The 25,734-nt window shown below is 69.8% G+C and carries 20 protein-coding genes and 3 pseudogenes; 6 read left to right on the top strand and 17 right to left on the bottom strand.

All coding sequences use genetic code 11. The features are described 5' to 3' along the window. Positions 1-391: 391 nt before the first annotated feature. Positions 392-1,045 (top strand): Crp/Fnr family transcriptional regulator, encoded by a 654-nt coding sequence (locus tag E6G06_12440; protein ID TML90587.1) that lies wholly within the window; start codon positions 392-394, stop codon positions 1,043-1,045. Between the two features lie 3 nt (positions 1,046-1,048). Here the strand turns inward: E6G06_12440 and E6G06_12435 are convergent, their stop codons facing one another. The 6 genes and pseudogenes from E6G06_12435 to E6G06_12410 all read right to left on the bottom strand — a co-directional run bounded on the left by E6G06_12435 (position 1,049) and on the right by E6G06_12410 (position 8,875). After that, positions 1,049-1,522: a cyclic nucleotide-binding domain-containing protein gene (locus E6G06_12435; protein ID TML90586.1), complete on the bottom strand. Its 474-nt coding sequence runs from the start codon at positions 1,520-1,522 to the stop codon at positions 1,049-1,051. A 127-nt stretch (positions 1,523-1,649) separates the two neighbouring features. Further along, the gene (locus E6G06_12430; GenBank protein ID TML90585.1) at positions 1,650-2,252 is read right to left on the bottom strand and encodes a hypothetical protein; all 603 of its coding nucleotides are present in this window, start codon (positions 2,250-2,252) and stop codon (positions 1,650-1,652) included. Further along, positions 2,249-3,244: an ATP-binding cassette domain-containing protein gene (locus tag E6G06_12425; protein ID TML90605.1), complete on the bottom strand. Its 996-nt coding sequence runs from the start codon at positions 3,242-3,244 to the stop codon at positions 2,249-2,251. The genes E6G06_12430 and E6G06_12425 overlap by 4 nt, the downstream gene beginning before the upstream one ends. Beyond that, on the bottom strand, positions 3,244-4,290 hold the full coding sequence (locus tag E6G06_12420) for an FtsX-like permease family protein (GenBank protein ID TML90584.1): 1,047 nt from the start codon (positions 4,288-4,290) through the stop codon (positions 3,244-3,246). Before E6G06_12420 ends, E6G06_12425 begins: the two co-directional genes overlap by 1 nt. A gap of 30 nt (positions 4,291-4,320) precedes the next feature. Beyond that, a complete protein-coding gene (locus tag E6G06_12415; protein TML90583.1) occupies positions 4,321-4,602 on the bottom strand; it encodes a helix-turn-helix transcriptional regulator in 282 nt (93 codons plus the stop codon). Between the two features lie 2,572 nt (positions 4,603-7,174). Next, a pseudogene (locus E6G06_12410) lies at positions 7,175-8,875 on the bottom strand (hypothetical protein). 1,332 nt (positions 8,876-10,207) lie between these two features. Here E6G06_12410 and E6G06_12405 point away from each other — a divergent pair. Beyond that, positions 10,208-12,190: a cyclic nucleotide-binding domain-containing protein gene (locus E6G06_12405; protein TML90582.1), complete on the top strand. Its 1,983-nt coding sequence runs from the start codon at positions 10,208-10,210 to the stop codon at positions 12,188-12,190. On the opposite strand, the gene E6G06_12400 is transcribed toward E6G06_12405, so the two are convergent. From E6G06_12400 to E6G06_12385, 4 genes are all read right to left on the bottom strand, one after another. Next, positions 12,157-12,924: an ABC transporter permease gene (locus tag E6G06_12400; GenBank protein TML90581.1), complete on the bottom strand. Its 768-nt coding sequence runs from the start codon at positions 12,922-12,924 to the stop codon at positions 12,157-12,159. The genes E6G06_12405 and E6G06_12400 overlap by 34 nt on opposite strands. Beyond that, positions 12,911-13,876, bottom strand: coding sequence for an ABC transporter ATP-binding protein (locus E6G06_12395; GenBank protein ID TML90580.1), 966 nt, complete (start codon positions 13,874-13,876; stop codon positions 12,911-12,913). Before E6G06_12395 ends, E6G06_12400 begins: the two co-directional genes overlap by 14 nt. Before the next feature lie 77 nt (positions 13,877-13,953). Beyond that, positions 13,954-15,234: a CDP-alcohol phosphatidyltransferase family protein gene (locus E6G06_12390; protein TML90579.1), complete on the bottom strand. Its 1,281-nt coding sequence runs from the start codon at positions 15,232-15,234 to the stop codon at positions 13,954-13,956. After that, on the bottom strand, positions 15,231-15,938 hold the full coding sequence (locus E6G06_12385) for a phosphocholine cytidylyltransferase family protein (GenBank protein TML90578.1): 708 nt from the start codon (positions 15,936-15,938) through the stop codon (positions 15,231-15,233). The genes E6G06_12390 and E6G06_12385 overlap by 4 nt, the downstream gene beginning before the upstream one ends. Positions 15,939-16,093: 155 nt before the next feature. Here E6G06_12385 and E6G06_12380 point away from each other — a divergent pair, with 155 nt between their 5' ends. Beyond that, the gene (locus tag E6G06_12380; protein ID TML90577.1) at positions 16,094-16,285 is read left to right on the top strand and encodes a hypothetical protein; all 192 of its coding nucleotides are present in this window, start codon (positions 16,094-16,096) and stop codon (positions 16,283-16,285) included. 10 nt (positions 16,286-16,295) lie between these two features. Continuing rightward, positions 16,296-16,745, top strand: a pseudogene (locus E6G06_12375) (FAD:protein FMN transferase). A 72-nt stretch (positions 16,746-16,817) separates the two neighbouring features. Here the strand turns inward: E6G06_12375 and E6G06_12370 are convergent. After that, positions 16,818-18,695 carry a hypothetical protein gene (locus E6G06_12370; GenBank protein ID TML90576.1) on the bottom strand — a complete coding sequence of 626 codons (1,878 nt, stop codon included), beginning with the start codon at positions 18,693-18,695 and terminating at the stop codon, positions 16,818-16,820. A 156-nt stretch (positions 18,696-18,851) separates the two neighbouring features. Further along, on the bottom strand, positions 18,852-19,217 hold the full coding sequence (locus tag E6G06_12365) for a VOC family protein (protein TML90604.1): 366 nt from the start codon (positions 19,215-19,217) through the stop codon (positions 18,852-18,854). A 94-nt stretch (positions 19,218-19,311) separates the two neighbouring features. Here E6G06_12365 and E6G06_12360 point away from each other — a divergent pair, with 94 nt between their 5' ends. Next, positions 19,312-19,929: a class I SAM-dependent methyltransferase gene (locus tag E6G06_12360; GenBank protein TML90575.1), complete on the top strand. Its 618-nt coding sequence runs from the start codon at positions 19,312-19,314 to the stop codon at positions 19,927-19,929. Positions 19,930-19,933: 4 nt separating this feature from the next. Here E6G06_12360 and E6G06_12355 read toward each other — a convergent pair whose 3' ends face one another. The 5 genes and pseudogenes from E6G06_12355 to E6G06_12335 form a co-directional block, all read right to left on the bottom strand. Then, a complete protein-coding gene (locus tag E6G06_12355; GenBank protein TML90574.1) occupies positions 19,934-20,776 on the bottom strand; it encodes a carboxymuconolactone decarboxylase family protein in 843 nt (280 codons plus the stop codon). Further along, complete coding sequence (locus E6G06_12350) at positions 20,446-21,558, bottom strand: Gfo/Idh/MocA family oxidoreductase (GenBank protein TML90573.1); 1,113 nt, start codon at positions 21,556-21,558, stop codon at positions 20,446-20,448. The genes E6G06_12355 and E6G06_12350 overlap by 331 nt, the downstream gene beginning before the upstream one ends. A gap of 51 nt (positions 21,559-21,609) precedes the next feature. Continuing rightward, the gene (locus E6G06_12345; GenBank protein ID TML90572.1) at positions 21,610-22,692 is read right to left on the bottom strand and encodes a Gfo/Idh/MocA family oxidoreductase; all 1,083 of its coding nucleotides are present in this window, start codon (positions 22,690-22,692) and stop codon (positions 21,610-21,612) included. Between the two features lie 115 nt (positions 22,693-22,807). Continuing rightward, positions 22,808-23,912, bottom strand: a pseudogene (locus E6G06_12340) (nitronate monooxygenase). Positions 23,913-24,012: 100 nt separating this feature from the next. Continuing rightward, on the bottom strand, positions 24,013-24,720 hold the full coding sequence (locus E6G06_12335) for a hemolysin III family protein (GenBank protein ID TML90571.1): 708 nt from the start codon (positions 24,718-24,720) through the stop codon (positions 24,013-24,015). Here E6G06_12335 and E6G06_12330 point away from each other — a divergent pair. After that, entirely contained in the window at positions 24,652-25,671 is a 1,020-nt protein-coding gene (locus E6G06_12330) for a TIGR03621 family F420-dependent LLM class oxidoreductase (GenBank protein ID TML90570.1), read from the top strand. The genes E6G06_12335 and E6G06_12330 overlap by 69 nt on opposite strands. Positions 25,672-25,734: the final 63 nt, after the last annotated feature.

The following is a 25,734-nucleotide window of genomic DNA, read 5'->3' as shown; positions in this document are numbered from 1 at the left end:
CGCCGCGGCGCGCTGTGCGCTCGAGCTGCAGGAAGCAGTGCAGACGATCGATCTCGTGACGTGTGGGCTCCCGCCCGACTTGTCGCTGCGCATCGGCGTGCATGCGGGGCCCATCTTGCGTTTGGCAGACCCGTTCTGTGGCGCCGACGGTTGGTGGGGCCGGGAGATGACACGCGCCGCCCGCATCGAGCCGCGGACCCCCGAGGGCGAGGTCTACGGCACCGACGCGCTCGCGGCGCTCATCGCGATCGAACCGAGCTCGGGCATCGCGTGCGACTACGTCGGCCGGGTGACGACCGCCAAGGAGTTCGAGACCATTCCGATGTACCGGCTTCGGCGAGAGTGAGCTCGGGACTGGCTCCGTCCACCGCACGCGTCTAGACCTCGCCGGGTGGAATCACCGCTGCTCGCCGTTCTGTCCGAGCCGGACCGTCGAGACTTCCTGGCCCTGGCTCGACGACGAAGGTTCACCGCCGGCCAGATCATCTTCCACGACGGCGACCCGGGCGACACGATGCACCTGATGACGAAGGGACACGTGGCGGTGCGGATCACGACACCGCTCGGCGACGTGGCCACACTTCGCGTCATCCGTGCCGGCGAGTTCTTCGGCGAGCTCGCTGTCATCGCGCCCGGCCCGCGCAACGCGACGGTCGTCGCACTCGACAGTGTCGAGACCCTCGCCATCCACAAGGAGCAACTCGACGAGCTCCGCGCCCGCCGTCCGGCGGTCGAAGGCGTGATCACGAACGCCCTCGTTGCCGAAGTACGGCGTCTCGCGTCGGCGCTCACGGAAGCTCTCTACCTTCCCTCCGAGCCGCGTTTGATCCGGCGGCTGCTCGAGGTGGCGAGCCTCTTCGGTACCCGCGACGAGCCGGCCGCGGTGGTACCGCTCAGCCAGGAGGCGCTCGCTCAGCTCGCCGGCCTCACCCGCCCGACCGCAAATCGCATCCTGCGCCGCGCCGAAGAGCAGGGACTGGTGCGCATCGGCCGTAACAAGGTCGAGATCCTCGACCATCAGACGCTTTCCCGCCGCGCCAAGTAGCGGTCAGATGCTCGTCATCCGGAAACGGCGAAGGAGAGATCTCTCGGCGGCGCGCGAGGCGATGCGGACGCGCCGCGGCCGGAGCGGCTCTGACGGGTACAACGTGCGCCGCACGCTGGAAGCCAGTTCGACGATTCGCCGAAGCTCGGACGGTGTCGCCGCCAACACCGTCATGCGGGTGGAGGCCACCGTGGTGACATCGGCTCGCGCCTGCCGGTCGAGGGCCTGCTCGCCGATGACCGAACCTCTGCCCACGAATCCCGAATCGCCCGCGGCGTTCGTGGATCGGGCCGTGCCCGCAACGACGACCAGGAACTGACTCGCGAAATCATCCTCTCGGGTCAGCACCGATCCAGGCTGCACGTCGACAGGGCAGAGGAGAGGGGCAACAGCTCGCAGCTCGCGTTGCGTGCACCCCCTGAACAGCTCGATGCCGTCGAGCAGCTGGACCTCCGGATGCGCGTTGCGAGCGAACATGACTCTGTCCTTGTCGCGGTCTCGACGAACAGCGTGCGCCCCCGGCCCCCGATCGGTCCGTCACGGCCACGACAGAGCGACCGTGTCGGTGGCGACACGGGAGCTCAGACGTGGGTTCCGCCTCCGACTAGCGGACTATTGGTGGACGCCGTCGAGAGCCGGGCCTGAATGCCGGCGAGAGCTCGGCGAGGAGCCGCTGCGTCTCGCGGGGGCCACGCAGCCGCACGAGGCGTGCGCCGCCTCCGTAGCGCTTCACCGCCTCGAGCGCGCGCGGTCGTCCCTTGGTGGGATAGGTCCAAACCCAGGCGAGGAACGCACGGTCGAGCCGCTCGTCGCAGCCGGCGGCGCGGTCGTAGCGAGGTTTGCCTCGGTAGTGCTGCCAGCGCCGGACCACCCGCCACAGGCATCGGATCCGGCCGTAGTCGAGCATCACGATCGTGTCGGCGCGGCTCAGGCGTACGTCGAGGGTGGGTTCGTGGTTGCCGTCGATGATCCAGGAGTCGGCTTGGACGAGCTTCTCCTGTGCGGCGCGCCAGTCGGGCTGGGGCGTCTCCACCCATCCGGGCCGCCAGAACAACTTGTCGAGATGGAACACCGGGATGCCGAGCTCGTTGCCCAAGTGACGCGCGAAGGTCGACTTGCCCGACCCGCCGGAGCCGATGATCGCGATCCGCTTACCGAAGACGGGTGCTCCGCCGTCGGATCCGATCCTTGGGGTGACGTCGCTCAACGACCGTCGTCCACCGGTGACGACGTGAGGGGCTGAGTCGCCTCGGGTCGGGAGATCCGCTTGAACTCGCGCGACGTGTGACCGGTGACGATCGCCGCTGTGCGAGCGCGCGCGGACGCCGATCGCGGAAGGCCGAGGAGCGGACCCAGCTCGCCGAAGTAGCCGCCGGGGCCCACCACGCGCACGGTCTCCTTGGTCCCGTCCGCGCGGTCGCGCAGGAGCTCGACCTCGCCTTCGTCGACGAGATAGACGAAGTCGCTCGCAACGCCCTGCGTGAAGAGGAACTGTCCGGCCGCGAGGGGCAGGCGCTGGGGCGGCTGCTCCTCGACCGGTGCCCCCTTCGGCAAGAGCTCGATCGTGCGGTCGGCCAGCGGGATGAGGCGCTCGTCGTGGGTCGCGATCACCACCATCCGTCCGGGCGCGGCCAGGCGCCGGACGATGCGGAGCACTTCCTCGACCTGGACGTAGTCGAGGTGTGCCGTGGGCTCATCGGCGACGACCAGCGAAGGCTCGTGCACCAGCGCCCTGGCGATCGCGACGCGCTGTTGCTGGCCACCGGAGAGTGCCTTGGGACGATGGTCCATGCGCTGCTCGAGCCCGACCATCGTCAACAGCTCTTCGGCGCGGGGCCGGGCCTGCCGAAGCCCGAGGCCCGCCAGACGCATGGGCGCCATCACGTTCTCACGCGCGCTCAGGCTCGGGATCAGGTTGAACGCCTGGAACACGATGCCGACGGTGTGCCGGCGGTAGGCCGCCAGCGCCGAACCGTGCAGCGACGTGATCACTTCGCCGCCGAGCCGGATGGTGCCCGACGTGGGGGTGAGGATGCCGGCCAGGCAGGAGAGGAGCGTCGTCTTCCCACACCCGCTCGGACCGAGGAGGATGACGAGCTCGCCGTCGTCCGCGTCCACGTTCAGCGAGTCGATGGGACGCACCAGGTACTCGCCCTGCGTGTACTCGATGGTGAGGTCGCGGATCTCGAGGTGTGACATCACGCCCCCGCGAACGCTGCGGCGGGATCCGTGTTTACCGCTCGGCGCACGCCTGAGAGGCTGGAGAGCACGCCCACGATCACCGCGACGACGGGTAGGACTGCGTACGCGCTCCCGCTGTAGCTGACCGGTAGCGGGATGATCGGTCGGAGCAGTCGAGCCACGCCGATGGCCAATGCCGCGGAGACCAAGCAGGCAATGACCGCCTCGATCGCAAGGCTTGTCACGAGTACGCGCGAAGAGGCGCCCACCGCCTTGAGAACCGCGAAGTCGCGCACCCGCTCCAACGCCGACATGTACATCACCGCGCCGACGATGATGGCGGCCACCAGCCACAGCAGCAGCCGCACCTTGTTGATCGACTGTTCGGCCTGGCGCACCGGTTTGAGCAGATCCGCCTTGACCGCGGACAACGGCAGCACCTTGAGGCCGGGAACGGTCACGGTCGGACTTCCCTCCATGATGATCGAGGTCGCGAGTGGGCCGCCCCCCAACAGTGCCTGGGCGTCCTCGAGACGCAAGAAGGCAGTCGGTGTCCCCGCGAAGTACGTCCGGCCCTCGACGAGCCCGACGACCCTGAACTTGCGGCCCGACATGGCGAATCGCTCGCCGATTCGCAGGTGGAGCTTCTTGTCGACGACCGCGTCACCCTCGGCGGTTGCGGGTCGCCCGGCAACGAGCGAGGGGTCGCCGAAGCCCCCCTTGCGATGGCCGACCACGTTGACGGTCCTGGCGTGCACACCTTCGCCGACGGTCTGGGGAAAGAGGATGACCGGGTCCGCCTCACGGACTCCCGGGGCCCTGGCGAGGTCGTCTGCAAGACGCGCCACCACCGGTGCGAACCCCGTGAACGGTCCCGAGGCGCCGGCCCGGATGACCCAGTGGTCGCCACCCATGGCGCCGAGCATCCGGTCGGCTTCGGTCTCGAAGCCCTGTCGAATGCCGGTCACGAGAAGGGCCATGCCGAAGACCAGTGCAGTACCCACCACCGCGATCAGGAACTGACGGCGTCGGAACTGGATGTTCCGCAGAGTGATGTTCCACATGGGCGCCTCCCCAGAGGACCGTGATGTTACTCAGACGACTGCTCGGGCCTCGGATGGGTCCCGTGCCGCGATGGCAACGAGGCGAGCAAGCTGGGAGCGGGATCTGATGCCCAGCTTGCGGTAGACGCAAAGGAGATGGGACTCCACCGTCCTGCGACTGAGGAACAGCGATGCTGCGACCTCGTTGTTGGTGGCTCCCTCCGCCACGAGCAATGCGACGCGCAGCTCCCCGGGCGTCAGCACCTCTCCGAGGGCGGGCATGGCCTCGAGGGAGACGTGGCGGCGAGAGCCGTCGATGCTTCGAATGTCCATGGGCCCATCATGGGTACTGCGACGAGCCCGGTCTGTGTCCTCGGCGACACAGCGGATGGAAACGCCGACTACCGGAAACTCGTGATTTCACTGATGCGCGACGTTCAAGCAGTAGGAAGACCGAGATGGCCGAACTGCGTGATAGTCGATGACTCAAGCCGCTGTCACCGAAGCGGAAGGACGACCGCGGCAACGCACGCCAAGACCATGCAGAGCAGCATGACCGCGAAGATCGTCTTGATGGCGCTCTCCTCACTCGGACCGGCGCTCTGTCGAGGAGGCGGATGGCGATGTTCGACCATTCCGACCGGGCTCAGAAGCCGACTAGCAGGACGCCCAAGGCGATCCAGGCGAACGTGATCAGCGTGGCCAGCGCGAACGAGATGCTCGCCAATCTGATCAGCGAGTCCGTCGGACCGTCGTGCGGGAAGGTGTCGATCTCTTCGGTTGTGAACATGGGCTCATCATGCGGACCGGGGCGGGCGGGGTCTGTGTCCACGGCGACAGAACGGATGTAAAGGGCGAGATCTCAATGATGGGCGTGGAGGCTCGCTCCCCTAGAGTCACGAGACCGGCGAGGCGCGTCGCTGCCGGCGCGCTGAGGGGTAGACGATCGCACCGCGAAGAACGCGAGCGCGTCGGACGGTCGGTTTGGTCCTCGTCGTCAATCTGATGATCCTCGCCCCGGTGGCGTCTCCACCGGGCTGATCGAGGGGCCTGCGATCGTGCCCGACTCTCAAACCGCCGGCGTCGACGGCACCTACACCATCACCTTCCCCATGCCGTCGGCCGCCGCGCCGGGCGAGACGTACAAGGTCGTGCCCCACGCCCCCGCGTGCGCGCTGCGCTGCACCAGTGGCACCGCCAACGCGGCGGGCAAGTCTTCCGCCACGCCTGAGGTTCTACGCGGCGAGGTTGTTGCCGCGCGCGGCAGGTGCAACATGCCGAGCTGCGGATTCGGGCGGCACCGTTACGCGTGCCGGAAGAACTTGCCCGCCGCGTTGAACTGGCCGCTCTCGCACGGGAACGTGCACGTCGGCGAGTGGGGCACGATCTTGTAGGTCTCGCCCGGTCCCGCCACCGCGGGCATGGTGAAGGTGATGGTGTAGCCCCCGTTGGGCGAGGCGCTCTGGGAGGTGGGGACGATGGCCGCCCCCTCGATCAACCCGCTCGACACCCGCTTCAACAAGATGGTCTTGTTGGTCCAGGCCCCCGTGCAGGATCCGTCGTAGGCGACGGTGGTGGGGTCGTCGGGGATGATCGTGCGACAGGGGAACTGCACCCCGTTGAGCGTGACCGACGTGCCCGTCGCGATGGAGGCCGGGCACGCCCCGCCGCCACAGGTCATGGTCGGGATGGGCGACTTCAGGAACACCTGTCGGTAGGAGGCCTCCAGCGGTGGTGCCTCGAGGTGGGCGGGGTCGTACTCCGCCGCGTGCACGATGCAGGTCCAGCCCGCGGCGATCTGGGCGGTGGTGGGCGGGCAGACCGCGGCCGGGTTGGTGGCCGCCCCACCCCCGAGCGGCGTGAGCGTGGCGTTGGCCGGCATCTCCAGGTTCACGCTTCCGGGGAGGTTCCCACCCGCATCGAGAGTCAGGGTGCCGCTGTTGGGCACGCCCACGGGTCCCAGGCCCACGCCGTTGCCGTAGTCGCAGCCTCCGAGCACGTCTCCCCCGCCGCCGGAGCCGTCCGCGTTGGGCTCGGCCAGGGCCTGGGCGTTGCACAGCATCACCTCGAACGAGGCGCCGGGGTCACCCGCGAACGCCGGGGCCGACACCGTGGTGGCCGAGCCCGCGGGGTCGGTGCAGGTGGGCCCGTAGTTGGACGAGCAGGGGTCGGGCTTGTTCACCCGCAGGCTCACCGTCTTCGACAGCGTCACCGGGTGCACGACGCCGGGAGCGGCCGGGTTGCCGTTGGAGCACACCCGCCGGCGACAGTCGACGCGCACGCGGAACGACGTGGCCTCGGTGTTGGTGGCGCCCGCGGGGTCGGTGGCCTTCAGCCGCACCGTGTAGGTGCCGGGCGCCCAACCGCTCAGCGGCGGGGCGAGGTCCACGCTGGTGCCGGTGCCGACGACCGCGGGCGAGCCCCCGGGTGCGGTGAGCGACCACTCGAGCGCGCTCCCCGTGAGCTCACCCGTCTCGGGGTCCTTGCCCGAGCCCTTGAGCGCCACCGAGTCGAATTGGGAGACGACATCGGCCGGCCCCGCCGGGGTCTCGGTGGCCGCGGTGGGGGCCTTGGGCCCCGACACCACGGGCGTGTCGTCGATGGGATCGGGTGGGACCCGCGTGAAGCCGTCGGTGATCGCCGCGTTCAGCTTTCCCCCCTCGCACGCCAGCGCGGCGTCGAAGTTGCGCTCGAAGGACGCGGTCGCGCCCGCCAGCGCTTCCGGTCGCACGCCCACGGCCACCGGGTAGACGGTGCCGTCGGGACACGTGTAGAGCAGGTCACCGCGCACGTCGTCGGGGAAGTCGTCGGTGCTCTTCCACGTGATCGGCTGCTGGCCCGCCGCCGGCGGGGCCTGGTCGTGTGCGAAGACGTCGTTGGAGCCGTTGGTATCACTCCCGACGAGGTTGTTGGCCGTGGAGAAGAAGGCCACGAGTCGACCGTCGGCTGTCATGTACGCATTCCCCTGCGTGTCGCTGACGCCCGACGCCTGGTTGCCCGAGCTGTCGACGCTGATGCGGTCGGTCGTACCCACCTGGCGGTCGCGTCGGAAGACGTCGAGCTGGCCGTTGGTGTCGTTCGCGACCATGTTCGTCGCAGTCGAGATGAACGCGACGTAGCGTCCGTCGGCACTGATGGCCGGGAAGTCCGCGTTACCGTCGCCTTGGGTGCCGGCGCCGGCGACGCTGACTCGCTCGGTCGTACCCCCGTTCGCGCCGCCGCGGTCGCGCACGAAGATGTCGTCGCGGGCGTTCGTGTCGCCAGTCACCAGGTTCGACGCGCTCGATCGGAAGGCCACGAAGCGGCCGTCCGCACTGATCGCGGCCTGTTGGCTGACGAGGTTCCCCTGGGCCTCGGTGTCGGAGAGGCTTGCCAGCTCGGTCGCGCCGGTGGTGAGGTCGTGCACGAACACGTCGGGCTGTCCGTTCGTGTCGCCCGGCACCAACGTCGTCGAGTGCGACTGAAACGCGACGAAGCGCCCGTCCGCGCTGATCGCCGGGAAACCCCCCTGTCCCGGCACGCCCGTGCTGCTTACGCTGGCCCGCACCGTGGTGCCGGCCTGGCGGTCGCGAACGAACACGTCGTTCTCGCTGTTCGTGTCGCCGCTCACCAGGTCGGACGCGAGGGAGTGGAAGGCCACGACGTTGCCGTCCGCGCTGATGGACGGGTTCGTCGAGGTGTTGTTCCCGCCCACACCGCCCGTGGAGACGCTCACCCGCTCGGTGGTGCCTGACTGGCGGTCGCGCACATAGACGTCGTCCCAGGTGTTGGTGTCGGCGGCGACCAGGTTTCCCGCACTGGTGAAGGCCACGTAACGGCCGTCGCCACTGATGGCGGGGAAGGCGCTGGCCCGGTTGGACTGCGCGCCCGTGCTGCTCACGCTGACCCGCTCGGTGGTGCCCGACTGGCGGTCGCGTACGAAGATGTCCTGCTGCCCGTTGGTGTCGCCTGTCACCAGGTTGGTGGCCGCGGATCGGAAGGCGACGAAGCGGCCGTCGGCGCTGAACGACGGCTCGTCGCTCCCGGCCGTCGCCTGCGCTCCTGAGCTGTCCACGCTCACCCGCTGGGTGCCGACGGCGCCCGCGATCGGGGCCTGAGCGTCGATCGTCGTCACCTGCGGGGGAACGGTGCGGTTACGGCTGTAGAGCAGCACCGAGGTGGGCGCGTCGGGCTGGCCGTTCCACAGCTCGATGGTGTTGGCCCCGGTGTCGAAGGGAAAGGCGACGGAGAACAAGCCGAAGGTTGAGGCCTGGCCCGCGGGACCGCCGTCGTGGGTGGAGTCGTCGAACGCCACCCCTACCCCGTCGTCCCGCAGGATGTTGGCCCCGTCGCGTTGCACGAGACGGTACGTGCTGAAGGGGTCGATGTCGGTGCGGGCCGTGCCTCGTGCCCAACCGGACTCGACCACGTCGGTACCCGCGGGGGTGCCGTCGGTGCTGCCCGAGATCACGAACGTTGGGTCGGCTCCCACCCCGACCGCGGTGCCAACTGTGCCCGGCACGGTGCACTGGGAGTTGGTGGCGCCCAGCTGGCACTGGATCCAGGCCCAGTCGGCCGGCTCGAACAGCACGTTGGTGTTGTTCCAGGCGCCGGAGGAGAGCTTCATGGCCGAACGATCGTCAGCGAGGAAGGCGCGCTTGGCGACGTTGTAACCGCGGTTGGGCGCGGTGACATCGGCGGCGATGTTCGGCGAATGGTGCTTGTTGAAGTCGTCGTCGCGGTTCTCCGGGACTGCGCCGAGCGTGTGGGCGATCTCCATGGCCATGAGCGCACCGGTCATCGACGGGACAGTCGAGGTGTCGGCGATGACCCGCACCCACGCCTGGTTGGCCGGCACCGTCGAGGGGACGGTCGGAACCGCCGCGTACCCCTCCGCGCAGCTGTCGCTGGAGCCCAGGCTGACTCTCTCAGACACGACGCCTAGCACGCGGTCGGCGGTGGCGGCGGGGTTGGCCGCGTTGGCCGCGTTCCAGGACTGGAGGAACTGGCTCAACAGGGGCTGGAGCGACGACCAGTTGGTCGACTTGCCACAGAACTTGCCCGCCGCGTTCAGGAGGCCCTGCGGAAACGCGGCGGTCGGCTTCGACAGGTCGAGCAGCGTGGGGGTGATGGTGTAGCGCACTCCGCCCGCGAGCGACTTGAGGTCGCCTGTGGTGTCGGACACCGGCAACAGGCGCGCCAGAGTGGTGATGCCCTTCTGGGTGGTGGTCTTGTCCGTGTCGTTGAACTGGCTCGCGTAGGTCTGGCGGGCGTCACCCATGGGCACCACGAGGATGCGCAGGGCGTTGGTCCTCTTCTCCACCGTCACCTTCAGGGGCGCGCCCGAGCTGAGGGTGGTGAAGGTGGCGGTGCCCGCGACGGGGGTGGCCGACGAGGACGTCTTCGCCTGGTAGTTGACCGTGGCCCTGAAGGTCACGTCGAAGCTCGCGGTGGTGTAGCTGGGCGTGAGGTAGCTGCCCGGGAGCACGAACTTGGGATCGGCGGGGGCGTCGAGGGCGGGCGCCTGGGTGTAGCCCACGATGGCCGGCGGTGTGATGGAGGCGGTCGGCGAGAACGGGCTCAGGTTCAGGGTCAGGCCGCTGCCGTTGTCGGCGGTGAGGGTCGCGCCGGTGACGGCGATCGACTCTCCATTCGTCGCGCACGACGGCAGGCTGAGGTAGAGCCGTACCAAGGTCTGCTTGCCCCGGGCCACGGTGGCGTAGGAGCCGACCCCCTGATTGGCGGTGATGTCACGCAGCTGCGGCCTGACGTCACACGCCGCCGCCGCGGGCGGCAGGTCGGGACCGACCAGGCCCGCCACCATCAGCACTACGACCGATACCGCGGCGCGCCGCCGCCGAGACTGGCGCTTCGCCATGATCACCCCTCTTGCACGACGTGAACGCGCCGCTTCCACTCGCACGACGCACGACCCTCAGCATGTGCCCGTCGCCGCCCGATGTCTGTCGGCGAGGACACACTTCAGCGTGTTTCTGGCGGAATGCTTTCGCCAGAGTCTGTCATTCCCGCCGCCCGCGATCGAGGGACGAAATGCCCGGCCCGGGAGGTTCAGCCGATCTGCATCGTCCCTGGCCGGACCACCCGAGCGCGTCGTCGGTGCCGGTCGTATGATCCACGCCGCTGGGGGAGGCATCCGTCCCGCCACGGCAACGGCGCTCCCCGCAACGGAAAGGGTCGCGATGGCTGCGGAGATGCGCTTCGAGCGTCACAGGACGCGCGCGGTGGCCCGGTGAGCAGCGGCGGGCTGGTCCAGCCCGGTCAGCAGCTCGGCCTGCTCGAAGGACTCGCGGATGACGAGCTGAAGGCGCTCGAGCAGGCGGTGCGTGAGGTCCGGCTGCCTGCGGGTGCGACGGTGTTCGAGGAGGGCGATCCCGGTGACGCGCTCTACCTCGTGCGCTCGGGCTTGGTCGACGTGGTGGGCCGGGGCCCGGCGGGCGCCGCCGCCCGGGTCGTCACGATCGGACCGGGCGAAACGATCGGCGAGCAGTCCTTGCTGAGCGGGCGACCGCGCTCCGCCTCGGCGGTGGCGCAGACGGGCGTGACGCTGTGGCGGCTCGATCACGCCGACTTCGTCGAGCTACTGGCGTCCTCGCCGCGCTTGGGATCCAACGTGGGCCGCATCGTCAGCGAGCGCCTCTCGGCCGCCAGCCGGGCGCGCGTCGGCCTCCCGAAGGGTCAGACCGTCGTGCTCTGTGCCGCGACGTCGCGCCCGATCGCCTTGGTCGCCGCCGCGCTCACCCGCGAATGCCGGCAGTTGCTGGGCGAGGCACCGATGGTGATCGCGTGCGGCCCGGCCACGGTGTGGGGGCGCGCGTCGTTGCCACGTTCGACGACGATCCACGAGCCCGACGACATTGCCGGCGTCGCCGTCCAAGCGGTGCGTGACCACGCGCTCGTCCTGCTGCTCTTCTGCACCGCTGTTCCCGACGCGCTGCTCGAAGGCGCCGATCGCGTGATCGCGCTCGGAGAGGTCGCCGGGATCGCGTCCCAGAACGGTCATCGCGCCGACGTCGTCGCCGAGTCGCTCGACGGTGCCCACATCGCTGCTCTGGCGCGCACCATCTGTGGTCGTCGCGTGGGCGTGGCGCTGGGGTCGGGCGGTATCCGCGGTTTCGTACACGGGGGCGTGCTCGAGGTCCTCACCGAAGCGGGCGTGCCGATCGATCTCGTGTCGGGTGCGAGCGCGGGAGCGATTGCCGGCGCCCTCTTCCTGACCGGGATGCCGCCCCGCGAGCTCCCTGACGCGATACGCACCGCGGTGTTGACGTCGATCCCGTCGGTCGCCTTGACCGGCGGCTCGCTCCTGACCGGGCGGCGCATGCTCACCTTCCTCCGCAAGCACGTCGGCCGCGAGACGAAGATCGAGGATCTGCCCGTCCCCTTCGTGATCGCCACCACCGATGTCGTCACGCGAGAGGCCGTGCACATCGACTCGGGGCCGTTGGCCGAGGCCGTGGTGGCCTCGGCGACCGTGCCGGGAGTGTTTCCCCCGGTGCCTCTCGTCGGTCGGCGTCTGGTCGACGGGGGCACCGCTGATCCGGTGCCGGTGAGTGCGCTCCGGGCGCGCGGCGCGGACATCGTCATCGCCGTCAACATCATGATGATGGGTCACGGTGCGCTCGGGGCGTTCATCCAGCTGCCACGGCTGCGCTTTCCGACGCCCGGACTGCTGGAGAACCTCTTCATCGGCCTCGACACGGTCATGGCCCAGCTCTCTGCTCACTCGTGTCGTCAGGCGGACGTCATCGTCGCGCCCACGTGCGACGAGGAGCGCTGGTACGACGTGATGCCACGCCGTTCCTGGTCACAGGCGGGCGAGCGCGCCATGCGTGCCGCGCTGCCCGAGGTCCAGCGGTTGCTCAGCCCGAGCGCGCCCCGAGCTCGTGATCAGCGGACGGACGACTTGCTCTCGCCGAACTGAAACCGCCACAGCGCAACGGCCGCGAAGAGCGCGGTGAAGAGGAGGAGCATCAGCGTCGGCAATACCACCGACCCCGCTCCGTCACCCTTCAGGAAGAGCGATCGGAACCCTCGCATCGCCCAGTAGGGCGGTGTGATCACCGCCGCGGTCCGCACCCATGGCGGCAGTGTCTGAATGGGCACCAGCGCACCGCCGAGACCGGCGAGGCCGAGCCCGAACACGTTGGCGAGCGCGCTCAGTTGCAGATACGACCGGCTTACGGCGACGAGCGCGGCAGCCAGCGCCACCAGGCACAGCGGCAACGTGAGCAGAAGTGGCACCAGACCGAGGGGTGCGCGCGGCCAGACCAGACCGAGCACCAGGAACCCCGTTGCGAAGAGCAGAACGAGCGCGCCGAGCACGAAGGCATACATCGGCGCGAGCTTCCCCAGCACGATCTCCCATGGCTTCAGGGCGCTGGCTCGTAGTCGGTCCCAGGTCGACCAGCGGTGCTCGCGGAAGAACGCCTCGCCGACGAACACCACCATCATGAAGCACAGCAGGATGCTGAGGCCCGGCACGACCTGCTCGGCGCCGTTCGCGCGTCGGTAGCCCGCGTCGCGGAGTGCCCCGCCGAACGACGGCTTCGCGAACGCCATTGCGAGCGGGATCATGACGACCAGGGCGAGCGGCCCGGCGTCGTGGCGTATGACCCGAAGCTCGTTGCCCATCACCGCGGCGCTACGCCGGAGCATTCGCCACCTCCACGAGAGCCACGCGCGCCGCCGCCGGCTTCCCCTCGACCTCCGTTTCGAACCGACGGCCGGTCAAGGTCACGAACACCGTCTCGAGGCTCGGGCGGAGGATCTCGATGGAGCGCAGCCGCGAGGTCTCAGGTCCCAGCGCCCCCAGGACGGCGACAACGGCCGCGGCCACATCCTCGGTCGTGACCCGCAACACATGGCCGAGTTGGGCGGTGGGCCACGGCAGGTCGAGCGCCGGCGGAGGACCATCGAAGTCGAGCTCCACCGCGATCGATCCGTACTGCGTGAGCAGGTCGCGGACCCCACCGCGGGCAATCACGCGGCCGTGATCGAGGATCACCGCCTCGGCTCCGAGGTCCTCCACCTCTTGGAGATAGTGGGTCGAGTAGAGGACGGCGGACCCGCCGGCCGCGAGGATGCGAACGAAGTCGACGAGGTGCTGACGGGCACCGACGTCGATACCCGCGGTTGCCTCGTCGAGCAGGACGAGCGGTGGACGGGTGAGCACCGCGCTCGCCACGTGCACGCGGCGCCGCTCGCCGCCTGAGAGGAGCTCGGTCCGCCGGCCCAGCAGGTCGGCGGCGCCGAGCGCCGCAGCCGCCTCCTCGACCCGCGACGCGAGCAGGCGGCCGCGCAAGCCCCCGAGCCGGCCGAAGAAGCGAAGGTTCTCGGCCACGGTCAGGCTCGGGTAGAGGCCGGTCTCCTGCGAGGCAAAACCGATGCGCTCGCGTATCTCCGGTCGCTCGGCCGGGTCGACGCCGTCGACGCGCACCGTTCCCACATCGGGCCGGCGCAGCCCGACGATCGTCGAGACCAGAGTCGTCTTGCCCGCGCCGTTGGGTCCGAGGAGGCAGACAACCTCACCTCGTTCGACGCGCAGGTGCACGTCGACGAGCGCGTGCACGTCGCCGTAGCGCTTCGAGACACCCTTGATCTCGAGCATGCCCGCTTCCCCGCTGTCGCGCCGACGACATCGGAGGGTACTCGCGTCGCGGCGTGCATGTGCCCATCCGAACACGGCTACGAGAGTTTCGCGCTTGCGGATCGGAGCATGGAGAGTTGGACGGCGCCGAAGCTCACCCAGAAGACGTGCGAGCCGATCCCCGCCAGCCAGGCGAACCACTCCAGATGATTGATGATCGCCAATGCGACGATGAGGACGGTGAAGTCCCTCGACGTCACCTCGTTGATGACCGTGTCCACCATCGTCGCCGTGGTGGCGGGCGCCACCGGGTCATTGAACGAGAGGCGGTTCGTCACCGCGAGTGAGGACGCCTCGCCGGGGCGGAGACGGCCCTGCACCCTCACCATCAGCAGGACGACGAGCACGCACATGGCCACACCGATGACCGAGAGCGCTCCCAGCGTCAGCGCGAGACGCGAGCCGAGGCGGCCGGCCGCGGCTTTGGCGATGGCCGCGAAGACGGCCACATTGATGATGTTGTCGGCCGCCACGTCGAGCTGACTCCCGAACCTGCTCGTCTGGAACTTGAGCCGAGCCACCTCCCCGTCCGAGCAGTCGAGGGCCACCGACAGCTGCAGCAGAACGGCACCGAACAGGCCGCTCACGTACCCGCCCCGCCAGAAGAGACCCGCCGCGCCCAGCCCGAGCGCGAGATGGAACCACGTGATCTGGTTCGGTGTGATGGGCAGGTTGACGATCCGGCGGGTGAACCACCGGGAGACGTGCCGGCTGAACACCCGGTCGACGAACCCGTCCGAGGCGGACGTCATGCCTCTGTACATGTCGCGATCGGCTGCCGCGACCGCCTCCTGGTCGATCAAGTGGCGGTATGAACGCGGATCCACGACCGTCGGGCCGGCGACGCGCACGAGCTGCTCCACCGCGTGAGTCGGAGACTCGCCGGCGGCCGACCGTTCGCGGAGATCATCGGCGTGCACGACTGCTGGTCCGCCCGACGCCGCTCCGCTCGCGACGGCCGCGACCGAGCGCCCCGCCCGGAATTCATCGACGAGGCGGTCCAGGAGCGAAGCCTGCGGCAAAACCTGCGCCGACAGGACGAGCACTCCGTCGCATTCGTCCGGGAGGAGGAGAAGCTCGTTCGGCTCGACGACGGTCACCGGGATCGGTAGCGCCACCTCCGAGGAGCGCCAGCGGCGCGCCGACTCTGGGTCGTGCGCGACGACGGTCGCACTTGCGGCGCCCGCTTCTCGGGCCATGAGGATCATCCGCCGCAGCAAGGTCAGTCCGGCGAGGCGGTCCTCTGCGGAAACATCGGATGCGGGCGCATCCCCAGCGCGGAACGGAGCGTCCGTATCGAAGACGACGGCATGGATCATCGCGCGCTCAGCATTCGCCGCGCCCGTTCCACGTCTTCGGGAAAGTCGATCTCGGTCCACGGCACGCCGTCGGTTGTCACGTAGCCGATCCGGCACTCGCGCATGAGGTCGGGGTAGAGCTCCTCGTGCTCGATGGTGTCTCGGCCCGCTCGCATTGCTCCTTCCATGAGCCGGAGGAGCACCTGAGCGGTCTCCTGGTTGAGCTTCAGGAAGCCGATCGATTCGCCGCACGCGTCATACTCGCCGCGGAGACCACGCGTGATGTCCACGGTGCGTCCTTCACGCGCCATCAGCATCTGCGCCTCACCATCGTTTGCGCCGGACGCGTCCATCAGAAAGCAGTTCTCGTCGCGCGAGTCGACGAGACGCCGGAGCAGTTCCGTCGGGAAGAGGACGTCGGCGTCCATGATGAGCAGGTCGTCGTCGAAGTAGTCCCGCGCGCGCCAGAGCGACACGACCGCGCCCTTTCGGTACTCCGGGTTGAAGATCGTGCGGACACCCTGTCGGCCGGCCACCGCTTCACGGATCTGCTCCCCCAGGTAGCCGATGACGACAACGATGTCGCGTACGCCCACGGCCCCCAGCGCATCGAGCATCCGATCGAGGAGTGTCCGGCCCTCGAGCTCGAGGAGGCACTTCGGGCGCTCCGTGACGCTGTCCCCGAGACGCCGTCCGACCCCCGCAGCCAGGATGATCGCTCTCATCGGCTCGGACCTCTTTCCCCGGCGTGGAGACACGAACGACGAGCACTCACACTAGAAGTGGCTCGTCCTGAGCGAAGGGGTGCGGCGAGACGTTGCCTTGTCGTTGGGGTCCGCTACCATCGAACGCATGTTCGCTTCCCCGTGAGCTGTAGTCCTTGGCGTTGGAGTACGTCATGCGTCTGTGCGACGTGGAAGCGGAATTGCGCGAGGTCGTGGCCGGGCTCGAGCCCGAGACGCTGCCTGCCGAGGCGGCGGCGGGTCTGGTCGACACCTTTGCCACCATCGAGAGGCTGGCCGATGCGGGCCGGGCGCTGGCCGCCCGGCAGGTAGCGGCCTCGGACCCGTAGCGGGGCTCGGGTGAGCGCTCCGCCGCCCACTGGCTGGCGCGCCGGGCGGGCTCGTCGGTGGGTGCGGCGATGGCGGCGCTCGAGACCGCGGCGCGGCTCGGCGAGCTGCCGGCGGTGGACACAGCGATGCGGGCGGGTGAGCTGTCCGCGGTGCAGGCCAACGAGATCGGCGGGCGGTGCCGCGGATCACTGCGTCAACGCGGGAGGCGACGTACGCATGCGAGGCGAGCCGGAACCCGGCCGCATCTGGCAGGTCGGGATCGCCCACCCGCTCGTGCGCGACGCCCGCTGCGCGGTGCTGTCGCTCGGCGATGGCGCGGTCGCCACGTCGGGCACTGCGGAACGCGGCGCCCACGTCTTCGATCCCCACACCGGCAGGGCCGCGCTCGACCTGGCGTCGGTCACGGTCCTGGGCCCGGATCTCGCCACCGCCGACGCATTCGCCACGGGCGCCCTCGCCCGCAGGCACGTCTGGAGCACGCCGGGGCTCGCCGCGGCGTCAGGAGCGATTGAGGGCTGCCGACACTCGGCTTCAGGGCCGGGTCAGGTCGAACGATTCGTGACCGGAAGGTTCGTTGACAGCGGTGTCCGTCGCGCGTCGGCCGTCGATGCGAAAGGTGAGCGTTGCTCCGCGTCCGCATCGGGCGATGGAGTCGGGACCGACGACGGAGAGGGTGTACCCGGAGAAGTTCCCCGTGCGCCGCACGGACGCGACGCCGCATCGCGTCCCGCCCACATATGCCTCGATCCGCGTGCCGGGGGGCAACTGCCGGCCGTTGCGAGCGAAGACCTCGCCTGCGAAGTCCGAGGTCGGTGGAGCCGCGCCTTGCGGGCTCGAGGTCGAGAAGGTGGCGTCGAAGCTCGTCGTGGCGCCGTTTCCCGGCCAACGCACCGCCTCGCGGCTGTAGAGCTGCTTCTTCCGAGCGAACGTCCAGAGCACGACCTCCGCACCGGGCGCGCCGCATCCGCTCCCCTCGCCGTCGGCGAGCACGGTGATCTCGTACCGACCGTTCGTGACCGGCGAGAGCGTGTACTGGCAGGGAGTGACCAACCCGGCCCTGCGCACGACCGCGCCGAGCCACTTGGCGTCGAACGGGGCGCCGTCGAGGGTGAGCTGGCCGCGCACCACGACACGGTCGCCGGCACCCTTGACCGAGCTCGCCTCCGGCGTACCGGGCCGCGGGCTGAGCTCGAAGGTCCGGTCCAACCGTCGCAGGTCCTTGACCAGGACGTTGGTGCCCTTGGGCTTCACGCCGTGCTCCACCCAGGCGACGAGAGCCTCGAGGCCGGCCTCCGCCTCGGTGCTCGTGAACCCGCAGTGGCTCGCGTCGCGCATGACCCGCTGCACGAGCAGGTCGCGTGCGCCGGCCGCGTCGACGCGCCGCTGAAGGATGCGCGCCTGCTCGATCGGCACCTGGCCGTCGCCCGTGGTGTGCAGCGTCAAGAGAGGCATCCGGAGGTGGCCCGTGGTCTCATTGCCCTCCACGAACGAGCGCAGGAGCGGGTCGTTCGTCTGAAGGCGTACGACGGCCCGGTTGAACTCGTCGCTCGAGACGGTGCTGAGCGGTCCGAGCTCGTAGTGGGTGTCGCGGTTCGGTGCCAGGTGGGCGGCAACGAGCAGCTCACCTCGTCTCCAGTTCGTGTCCTCCTCCAGGCTGAAGCCTTCGCGGTCCGACGAGCGCGGCCCGCCCGTCAGGTCGAGCACGATCCGTTCGAATCGCTCGTGCGCGGTCGGGTCTCGAAGCGCGGGAAGGATGCGATCGCGCACGAGGCCGGCGATGTCGGTGCCGGCGTCGAGCTCCGGCTGGGTGACACCCGCGATGAAGGCGCCGGCGACGAAGAAGTCGACGTTGGCCATCACGGCAGGGGTCTGCCCCGCGCTGCCGCACAGGGCGAGCGCGCCGTCGAAGCGGCTGGCGTAGCGCTCGGCCGCGATGTGCGTCGCCATGCCGCCCATCGAGAGGCCGGTCACATAGGTCCGCGTCGGCCTCCCGTACTTCCGGGCGAAGTGGTCCCAGAGCGCGGCCGTCTCGTCGGCCGCCCGGCCCGGGATGAGCGACGTGCTGCTGAAGCTCGAAGCGCCCCACGCGTAGCCGTTGGCGATCAGGTATCTCCGAATGTCGGGCGCGGTGACGTGGGCTTCCGGTCCGAGCTCCTCGTAGCCGTGCATGAACAGCACGAGGCGGCGGTTCCAGTGCTCGGGCAACTCGATCCGGTACACCGCCCCGCCGAGCCGTCCGAAGTCGGCGCGCGCACCGGGCAACGGCACGAACGCAGGATCGCCAAGCGTGACCCCCTCCGGCTCGGGTCGGACCTGGACGGGAGGCGGCAGCGGACGCACCCTCGCGCCGGCGGTCGCCGAAGGCGCCGTCGCCTTCTCGTTGTCACCCGTGCACGCGGGTGCCGTCATCAGCGTCACGATGGTCGCCGCGCACGCCAATCGCCTCACCATGCACATCGCGCGTCACGTCCCTTCCGGCGCCAGGACCAACAGTCATCCCTACACCGGCCGCCTCGCGAAGGGTTCCATCTCCGACGTGGAGGCGATGGGTCGCAGCGGCCCGGTCTACACGGCCGGATTTGCGATCAGGCAGAACTCGTTCCCCTCCGGGTCGGACATGACGGCGATCCGGCCACGCTCGAGCACCTGCACGGCGCCGCGGCGCGCTCCCCCCAGACGCTCCACCAGCTCGATCGATTCCTCTAGATCGTCGACCCAGAGATCGAGGTGGACGCGCGCCTTGCCCGCCTTCTCCTCGGGCACGGGCTGGAAGTTCAGGACGGGACCGCCTCGAACGGCCGGGCCGATGCGGTACCAGCCCGCCCGGTCCGCTCCCGCCGGTCTCGCGGGCACATCGAGCAGCGTCGACCAGAACCCGGCGAGGAGCCGCGCATCGTGACAGTCGATGGTCACACCGGCCCACGCCGTCACGGGTGTGGGGCCATCGGCGTGCGTCTCGCCGACTCGATCCGGGTCGACCGTCATCGTCGCCCATCGTGGCACCACCGCTTGACAGGATGACGGCGTGACGTGGGATCGCGTGGGCTCGTCGTACGACCGCGTCGCGGGGAAGTACGAGACCCGCTTCCTCCACGAGCTACGAGGCAAGCCCCGCGACAGGGAGCTGCTCGCCACGTTCGCGGCGTCAGTCGGCGATCCGGTCGTCGAGGTCGGGTGCGGGCCGGGCCAGATCGGCGACTTCGTGCGGCGGCGCGGGCGGCGCGTCGTCGGGATCGATCTCAGCCTCGAGATGGCGAGGCTCGCCGGCGGTCGGCTCGACGGCGCACTGGCGGGTGACATGCGTGCGCTGCCGCTCGCGACCGAGGGGTGCGGCGGGGTGCTCGCCTTCTACTCGTTGATCCACGTCCGACGTTCGGAGGTGGTTGCTGTTCTGCGGGAGTTCCACCGGGTGCTCCGGCCCGGGGGTCGCGTGCTCTTCTCCGCGCACGAGGGTGAAGGCGAGGTCGAGCTCGAGACACTGCTCGACGAGCCGGTGCCGATGGCCGCGACCTTCTTCGCGCTCGACGAGCTGACCGCATGGAGCCGGGCCGCCGGGCTCGAGGTTGCGCTCGCCGAACGGCGGGCGCCGTATCCATCGGAGTCCGAGACCGGGCGGCTGTACGTCGACGCGCAGCGACCGTGAGCGATCACCCCTTGATCGCGTTCGCCACCATCGAGAGCATCGTGTACTGCCCGACCACGTAGAGCAGCTCGACCAGGGCAGCCCGATCGTGCTGTGCGACAAGGGCGGACCACGTGGCATCGGTGATCGATTGGTCGCGGTGCAGCTCGTCGGCCGCCTGTAACAGCGACCGTTCGCGCTCGCCCCACCCGGCATCGGGGCCGGCTCGCACCCGCTCGATCTCTTCTGCGCTGAGCCCGGCGGCCTCCGCGTAGCGGACGTGCTCTTCCCACTCGAAGTCCGAGTCGCAGAGCCGGGCGGTGCGCAGCGCGAGCAGCTCGTGATCGCGCGTCGACAGCGCGCCCTGCAACGCGAGCGCGGCCGCCCACCCCAGGAACGGGCCGACGAGCGGAGGGTGATGCGCGAGCACTGCGATCGTGAGCAACGGCTCGCCGTCGGAGCCCGAGGCGAGGCGGAGCAGCTCTGCGGTGGCCTGGTCGAGCGCGTCGACCGGCGGCGGGGGGATGCGCTCGCCGCTCACCGCCCAATCGCCTCCACGGTAGACGCGGCCTCGACGTCGACCCAGCGACCTTCGGATGCCGACAGGCGGACGGCGTCCAGCACGGCCATGCCCTCGACGCCGTCGACGAAGGTGGCCGGACGGGGGTCGTCCACGACAGGCCGCCCGAGGATCCGGTCGCGGAACGCTTCGGCCAGCCGCGTGTACGGAGGCAGATCGAGGCCGTGGGCGATCATGTGGTCGTACGCGGTATGCAACACGCCGGCCGGCAGCGGCTCGGGACGCTGCAGCTGCGGAAGGTCGTCGCCGATCGGCAGCCGTCGGGTGCCGGTCGCGTCGCTCACCCACACCGCGGCGCTGATGCCGTCGATCCAAGCCGTGCCCGCGCTCCCGGCGATGCGGGTCTCGATCATGTAGGGACCCCAGTCGGCGGCGCTGCTCTGCAGCACTCCGACGACACCCGATCTCAGCCGGAAGTGCACGACGAACGAGTCTTCAGCCGTCATCGCCGCGCCGCGGACACGGACGAGCGATGCGCTGACGCCGGCGAACTCGCCCAGGGCCACGCGGACCTGGTCGATCACCTGCGAACCGTGCGCCCCGAGCCACCCTCCCCCGCTCGAGACATCGGCCCACCACGGCGGGACCTGCGCGACCGGGTCGGCGAGGGCGGGCACGTGCAGGATGGCCGTCACCAACCGCGGCTCGCCGACGAGCCCCGAGGCGACGGCCCGGGCCAAGGTCGCCTGTCCGGGGTCCCAACGGAACTCGGTCCCGAGCAGGTGGACGATGCCGGCGGCCTCGGCCGCCCCGAGGACCTCGACGGCCTCGGCCCGGTCGCGGGCGAGCGGCTTCTCGCACAGCACGTGCCGACCCGCGGCGACAGCCGTGAGCGTGAGCTCGGCGTGTGTGTGCGGCGGTGTCGCGATCGTGACGGCGTCGACACCGGGCAGCTCGAGCGCGGCCGCGAGCGACGTGCATGCGTTCTCCACACCGAAGCGCGCGGCTCTCTCCGCCGTGCGCGCCGGATCACGTCCGACGACCGCGACGACATCGAAACCGGCCGCCCGAAGCGCCCGCACATGGGTGATGCAGCCGAATCCCGTGCCGACCACGACGGCACCGATCATCCGCGCGTCCCGTCCCGCGCCCGCCGGTCGTCGAGGTCCGTCCGACGCTGCTCACCCATCGACGGGAACCCAGCTCCGTTCGGCAGCCGCCCGGCGGATGGCATCGAGCACCTCCATGACCGCCACGCCGTCGACGAACGTCGCCGGGGCGGGGTCCTCGGCCGGCGCGCGGCCGAGGATGAGGTCGCGGAACGTCTCCGCCAGCCGCGTGTACGGGCCGATGTCGATCCCCGTGGCGTGGAGGAGGTCGTACGCAGTGACGAGGAGGTCGGCGGGCGGTGGTTCGGGCGGTCCGGTCACCAGGTCGTCAGGAACCGGCACGTCCCGGGGGCCGGAGGCGTCGGCGATCTGAACCCGATCGCCTTCCGTCCACACCGTGCCTTTCGTGCCCGCGATGCGTGAGGTGATGAGGAACGGTCCGCGGTCGGCCGCCGACGATTGCATGATCCCGGCACAGCCACCGTGTGTCCGGAAGTGCACGACGTAGGTGTCTTCGGCCGTCCACGCCCGGTCCGACAACGAGGGAAGCGACGCGCTCACGCCGGCGATCTCACCCAGCGTGGATCGCACCTGATCCACGACGTGCGCGGCGTGCGCGCCGAGCCAGCCCCCGCCCTGGCTCTTGTCGGACCACCATTCGGGAACCTCGCTCGCCGGATCGGCGAGGAGCGGGATGTGCAGCAGGAAGGTCGCCAGACGGGGCTCGCCGATGTCGCCGCCGCGTACCACCCGGGCCATCAGCGCGGGCCCGGTACCCCAGCGGAATTCCGTACCGAGGAGGTGGACGACTCCCGCGTCCTGGGCCACTTTGAGCAGTGCGCGCGCTTCCGCCGCGTCCCGCGTGAACGGCTTCTCACACAGGACGTGCTTTCCCGCGCGCATCGCCTCCGACGCGATCGGCGCATGGGTGTGCGGCGGTGTCGCGATCGTGACCGCGTCGACACCAGGGAGCGCGAGCGCCTCGTCCAACGATGTCGTGCCCACCGGCACGTCGAACCGCTTGGCCCGCTCGAGGGTCCGCCCGGGATCGCGTCCCACGAGCGCGCTGACGGTGAAGCCCGCGGCGCGCAAGGCCCGAACGTGCGTGAGACAGCCGAAGCTGGTGCCGACGACGACTGCATTCAGATCACTCATGGCGTGCCTCGCGCCTCGCTTCGCGTCGTAGTTAGCCGTCCTGAAAACGGCTAACTACGACAAGAACGAACATGTGCGGTTACGAGCCGATGGTCACCGGGCAGGGTCCGCACCTTCATCCGTCTTCCTCGCTCACGAGGTTGTCGAGCCGCTCCACCGTGTCGATGAACTCCTCCACCATCTCGAGGACGACTCGGCGGGTAGGCCGGACCGTGTTCATGCTGCCGACGACCTGGCCGACGAAGTACGTGGCGAGATCGTTCGCGCCCGTGCCCTCCTTCGAGGCGACGCGATGGATGCGACGCATCGCGTCGCTGATGAGCATCGGCTGGAGCGGCATGGGGAGGGGACCGGGGCCGTCGGCTCTCTCCCACTCGTCGGTCCACGCCGTCCGCAGCATCCGGGCCGGCTTGCCCGTCATCGAGCGCGACCGCACGGTGTCGCCCAGGCCCGCCTTGAGGAACTTGTCCTTCACCGAGGGCGGCGTCTCGGCCTCGTCGGTCGTGAGCCACACGGAGCCGCACCACACGCCGTCGGCCCCCAGAGCCATGCCCGCCGCGAGCTGGCGACCGCGGGCGATCCCTCCCGCGGCAAGGACGGGCACTGGCGCGACCGCGTCGACGACCTCGGGCACCAGCACCATGGTGGCGATCATCCCGGTGTGACCGCCCGCCTCGGTTCCCTGGGCGACGATGAGGTCGGCGCCGGCACGCACGTGGCGCTCCGCGTGCACCACCGCTCCTGCGAGCGCGGCGACGGGGATGCCGGCGGCGTGGGCCCGCTCGATGAAGTGTGCGGGCGGCGGCCCGAGCGCCGATGCGACGAGGTGTGTGTCGTGTGCGAACAGCACGTCGAGGAGCGGCGCCATGCTCTTCGGGTCGATCCGCGGGCGCAGGTGGCACGTCGTAGCGAGCGAGCAGCTCGTCGACCCAGTGCCGGTGCTCCTCGGGAAGCAGCTTGACGAGCTCGCTGCGATCGAGACCGCCCTCGTCGGCGCCCGCGAACTTCTCGGGCACCAGCAGGTCGACGCCGAACGGCTTTCCCTTCACCTCCTGCTCGATCCAGCGGAGGTCGATGTCGAGCTGCTCGGGGGTGTGCGCGACGGCACCGAGGACGCCGCACCCGCCTGCGTTGGTCACCGCCGCGACGACGTCGCGGCAGTGGCTGAAGCCGAAGATGGGGACGTCGATGCCGATGAGGTCAGTGGCCGCTGTGCGCATCGCACGATCCTCCTTGTGACGGTCCTTCCTCGTGACAGACGGTGGGGCTCATGGGGCACCGTATCGGTCCGCCGGCTCCTCTGGAGTCGACCGCACCGCGTCAGGCGCGGACGAGGAGCAGAACGAGCGCGAAATGACAGACGCCTGCACCGACGACGAACGAGTGCCAGACCTCGTGGTAGCCGAACACCGCCGGGCGTGGGTCCGGACGCCTGCACGCGAGCACGACCGCGCCGACGGTGTACAGCAGGCCGCCGGTGATCAGCAGCGCCAGCTCCACCGGCGAGAGCGTGCGGAGCAGTTGGTGGGTCGCGACGACCGCGAGCCAGCCGAGCGCCAGGTACATCACGAACCCGACGACGTGCCAGCGTTCGAGCCGCAAGACCGTGATGAGGACTCCCACGGCCGCGCCGGTCCAGGCGATCGCGAGGAGCGTGATCCCCCACGCGGGCCGGAGCGCCAGCAGGGTGATCGGTGTGTAGGAGCCGGCGATGAGCACGAAGATCATGGAGTGGTCGAGCTGCCTCAGAACTCGTTGCGTACCGACCGACCAGCGGCCGCGGTGATAGGTGGCGCTCACGCCGTAGAGCCCGGTCAGGCTTGCGGCGAAGATCGCCGCGGCCACCCGGCCCTCAGCGCCCCGGGCGAGCGCCACGAGCGCGACCCCGGCCGGGATCGACACGAAGAACGCGACCTCGTGGAGCCAGCCGCGCAGACGCGGCTTGGGCGAGGACGAAAGATGCACCGGAGCACCATACGCGGCCCGGGAGGTCGATGTCCGCGCCGACGCCGCAACGTGATTCGAAATAGGTTGGGACCGATGTCACATCCGCGTCGGTTTCGCTTCGGCGTCGACCTGCACCAGCCCTTCGAGGGGAGCTCGTGGCTCGACACGGTTCGCGAGGTCGAGGGGCTCGGCTACTCGACCCTCTTCGTTCCCGACCACTTCGACGAGGGCTTCGGGCCGATCACGGCGCTCGCCATGGCAGCGGCAGTGACGACCACGATCAACCTCGGAACGCTGGTGCTCGACTGCGACTTCCGCCATCCGGCGGTGCTCGCCCGCGAGCTGGCGAGCATCGACGTGCTGTCGGAAGGACGACTCGAGGTGGGCATCGGTGCCGGTTGGAAGCGCCTCGACTACGAGCGCTCGGGGATCGCGATGGACCCCCCGAAGGTCCGCGTCGATCGCATGATCGAACACGCCCAGGTGCTCAAGGGCCTCTTCGCGGACGGCCCCTTCACGTTCGCCGGCACCCACTACTCGATCACCGATCTCGACGGCACACCGAAGCCGCACCGCCCGGGCGGTCCCCCGTTCCTGATCGGCGGCGGCGCGCCGCGGGTGCTGCGATTCGCCGGCGCCGTCGCCGACATCGTGGGCGTGAACGCGTCGATCCACTCCGGCGAGGTCGACACCGCGGCCGCGCAGGACTCGCTCCCCGAGCGGATCGACGAGAAGGTGAGATGGCTGCAGGAGGGTGCGGGAGAGCGCTTCGACGATCTCGAGATCAACGCGTGGCTCGCGGTGGCCGAGGTCACCGAGACCAGCGGCGAGCTCGCGGAGGTGCTCGCCACCGTCTTCGCGACCGACCCGGCATCGGTGCTCGCATCGCCGCTCAGCCTGGTCGGAGCGCCGACCGAGATCGGCGAACGGCTCCTCGAACGACGGGAGCGGTGGGGCTACTCCTACACGGTGGTGCCCGGCGACAAGGCCAGTGACTTCGCACCCATCGTCGCGAAGCTCACCGGCGCCTGATCGTCACCAAGCCGGACGCAGCGGACCACCCGTCGACTCGATGTCGCATTTCCGCTAGAGAAG

Source organism: Actinomycetota bacterium, from assembly GCA_005888325.1.
In the GTDB taxonomy this organism is placed as follows: domain Bacteria; phylum Actinomycetota; class Acidimicrobiia; order Acidimicrobiales; family AC-14; genus AC-14.
The sequence above is the reverse complement of the archived record's forward strand: the minus strand, read 5'-3'. Positions and strand labels throughout refer to the sequence as shown.

Bases quoted from the DNA above. Each gene is read 5' to 3' on its own strand.
- E6G06_12435 (TML90586.1), bottom strand. From the start codon at position 1,522: ATGTTCGCTCGCAACGCGCATCCGGAGGTCCAGCTGCTCGACGGCATC.
- E6G06_12425 (TML90605.1), bottom strand. From the start codon at position 3,244: ATGTCACACCTCGAGATCCGCGACCTCACCATCGAGTACACGCAGGGC.
- E6G06_12420 (TML90584.1), bottom strand. From the start codon at position 4,290: ATGTGGAACATCACTCTGCGGAACATCCAGTTCCGACGCCGTCAGTTC.
- E6G06_12415 (TML90583.1), bottom strand. From the start codon at position 4,602: ATGGACATTCGAAGCATCGACGGCTCTCGCCGCCACGTCTCCCTCGAG.
- E6G06_12405 (TML90582.1), top strand. From the start codon at position 10,208: ATGTCTGTCGGCGAGGACACACTTCAGCGTGTTTCTGGCGGAATGCTT.
- E6G06_12400 (TML90581.1), bottom strand. From the start codon at position 12,924: ATGCTCCGGCGTAGCGCCGCGGTGATGGGCAACGAGCTTCGGGTCATA.
- E6G06_12395 (TML90580.1), bottom strand. From the start codon at position 13,876: ATGCTCGAGATCAAGGGTGTCTCGAAGCGCTACGGCGACGTGCACGCG.
- E6G06_12390 (TML90579.1), bottom strand. From the start codon at position 15,234: ATGATCCATGCCGTCGTCTTCGATACGGACGCTCCGTTCCGCGCTGGG.
- E6G06_12385 (TML90578.1), bottom strand. From the start codon at position 15,938: ATGAGAGCGATCATCCTGGCTGCGGGGGTCGGACGGCGTCTCGGGGAC.
- E6G06_12370 (TML90576.1), bottom strand. From the start codon at position 18,695: ATGACGGCACCCGCGTGCACGGGTGACAACGAGAAGGCGACGGCGCCT.
- E6G06_12350 (TML90573.1), bottom strand. From the start codon at position 21,558: ATGATCGGTGCCGTCGTGGTCGGCACGGGATTCGGCTGCATCACCCAT.
- E6G06_12345 (TML90572.1), bottom strand. From the start codon at position 22,692: ATGAGTGATCTGAATGCAGTCGTCGTCGGCACCAGCTTCGGCTGTCTC.
- E6G06_12330 (TML90570.1), top strand. From the start codon at position 24,652: ATGCACCGGAGCACCATACGCGGCCCGGGAGGTCGATGTCCGCGCCGA.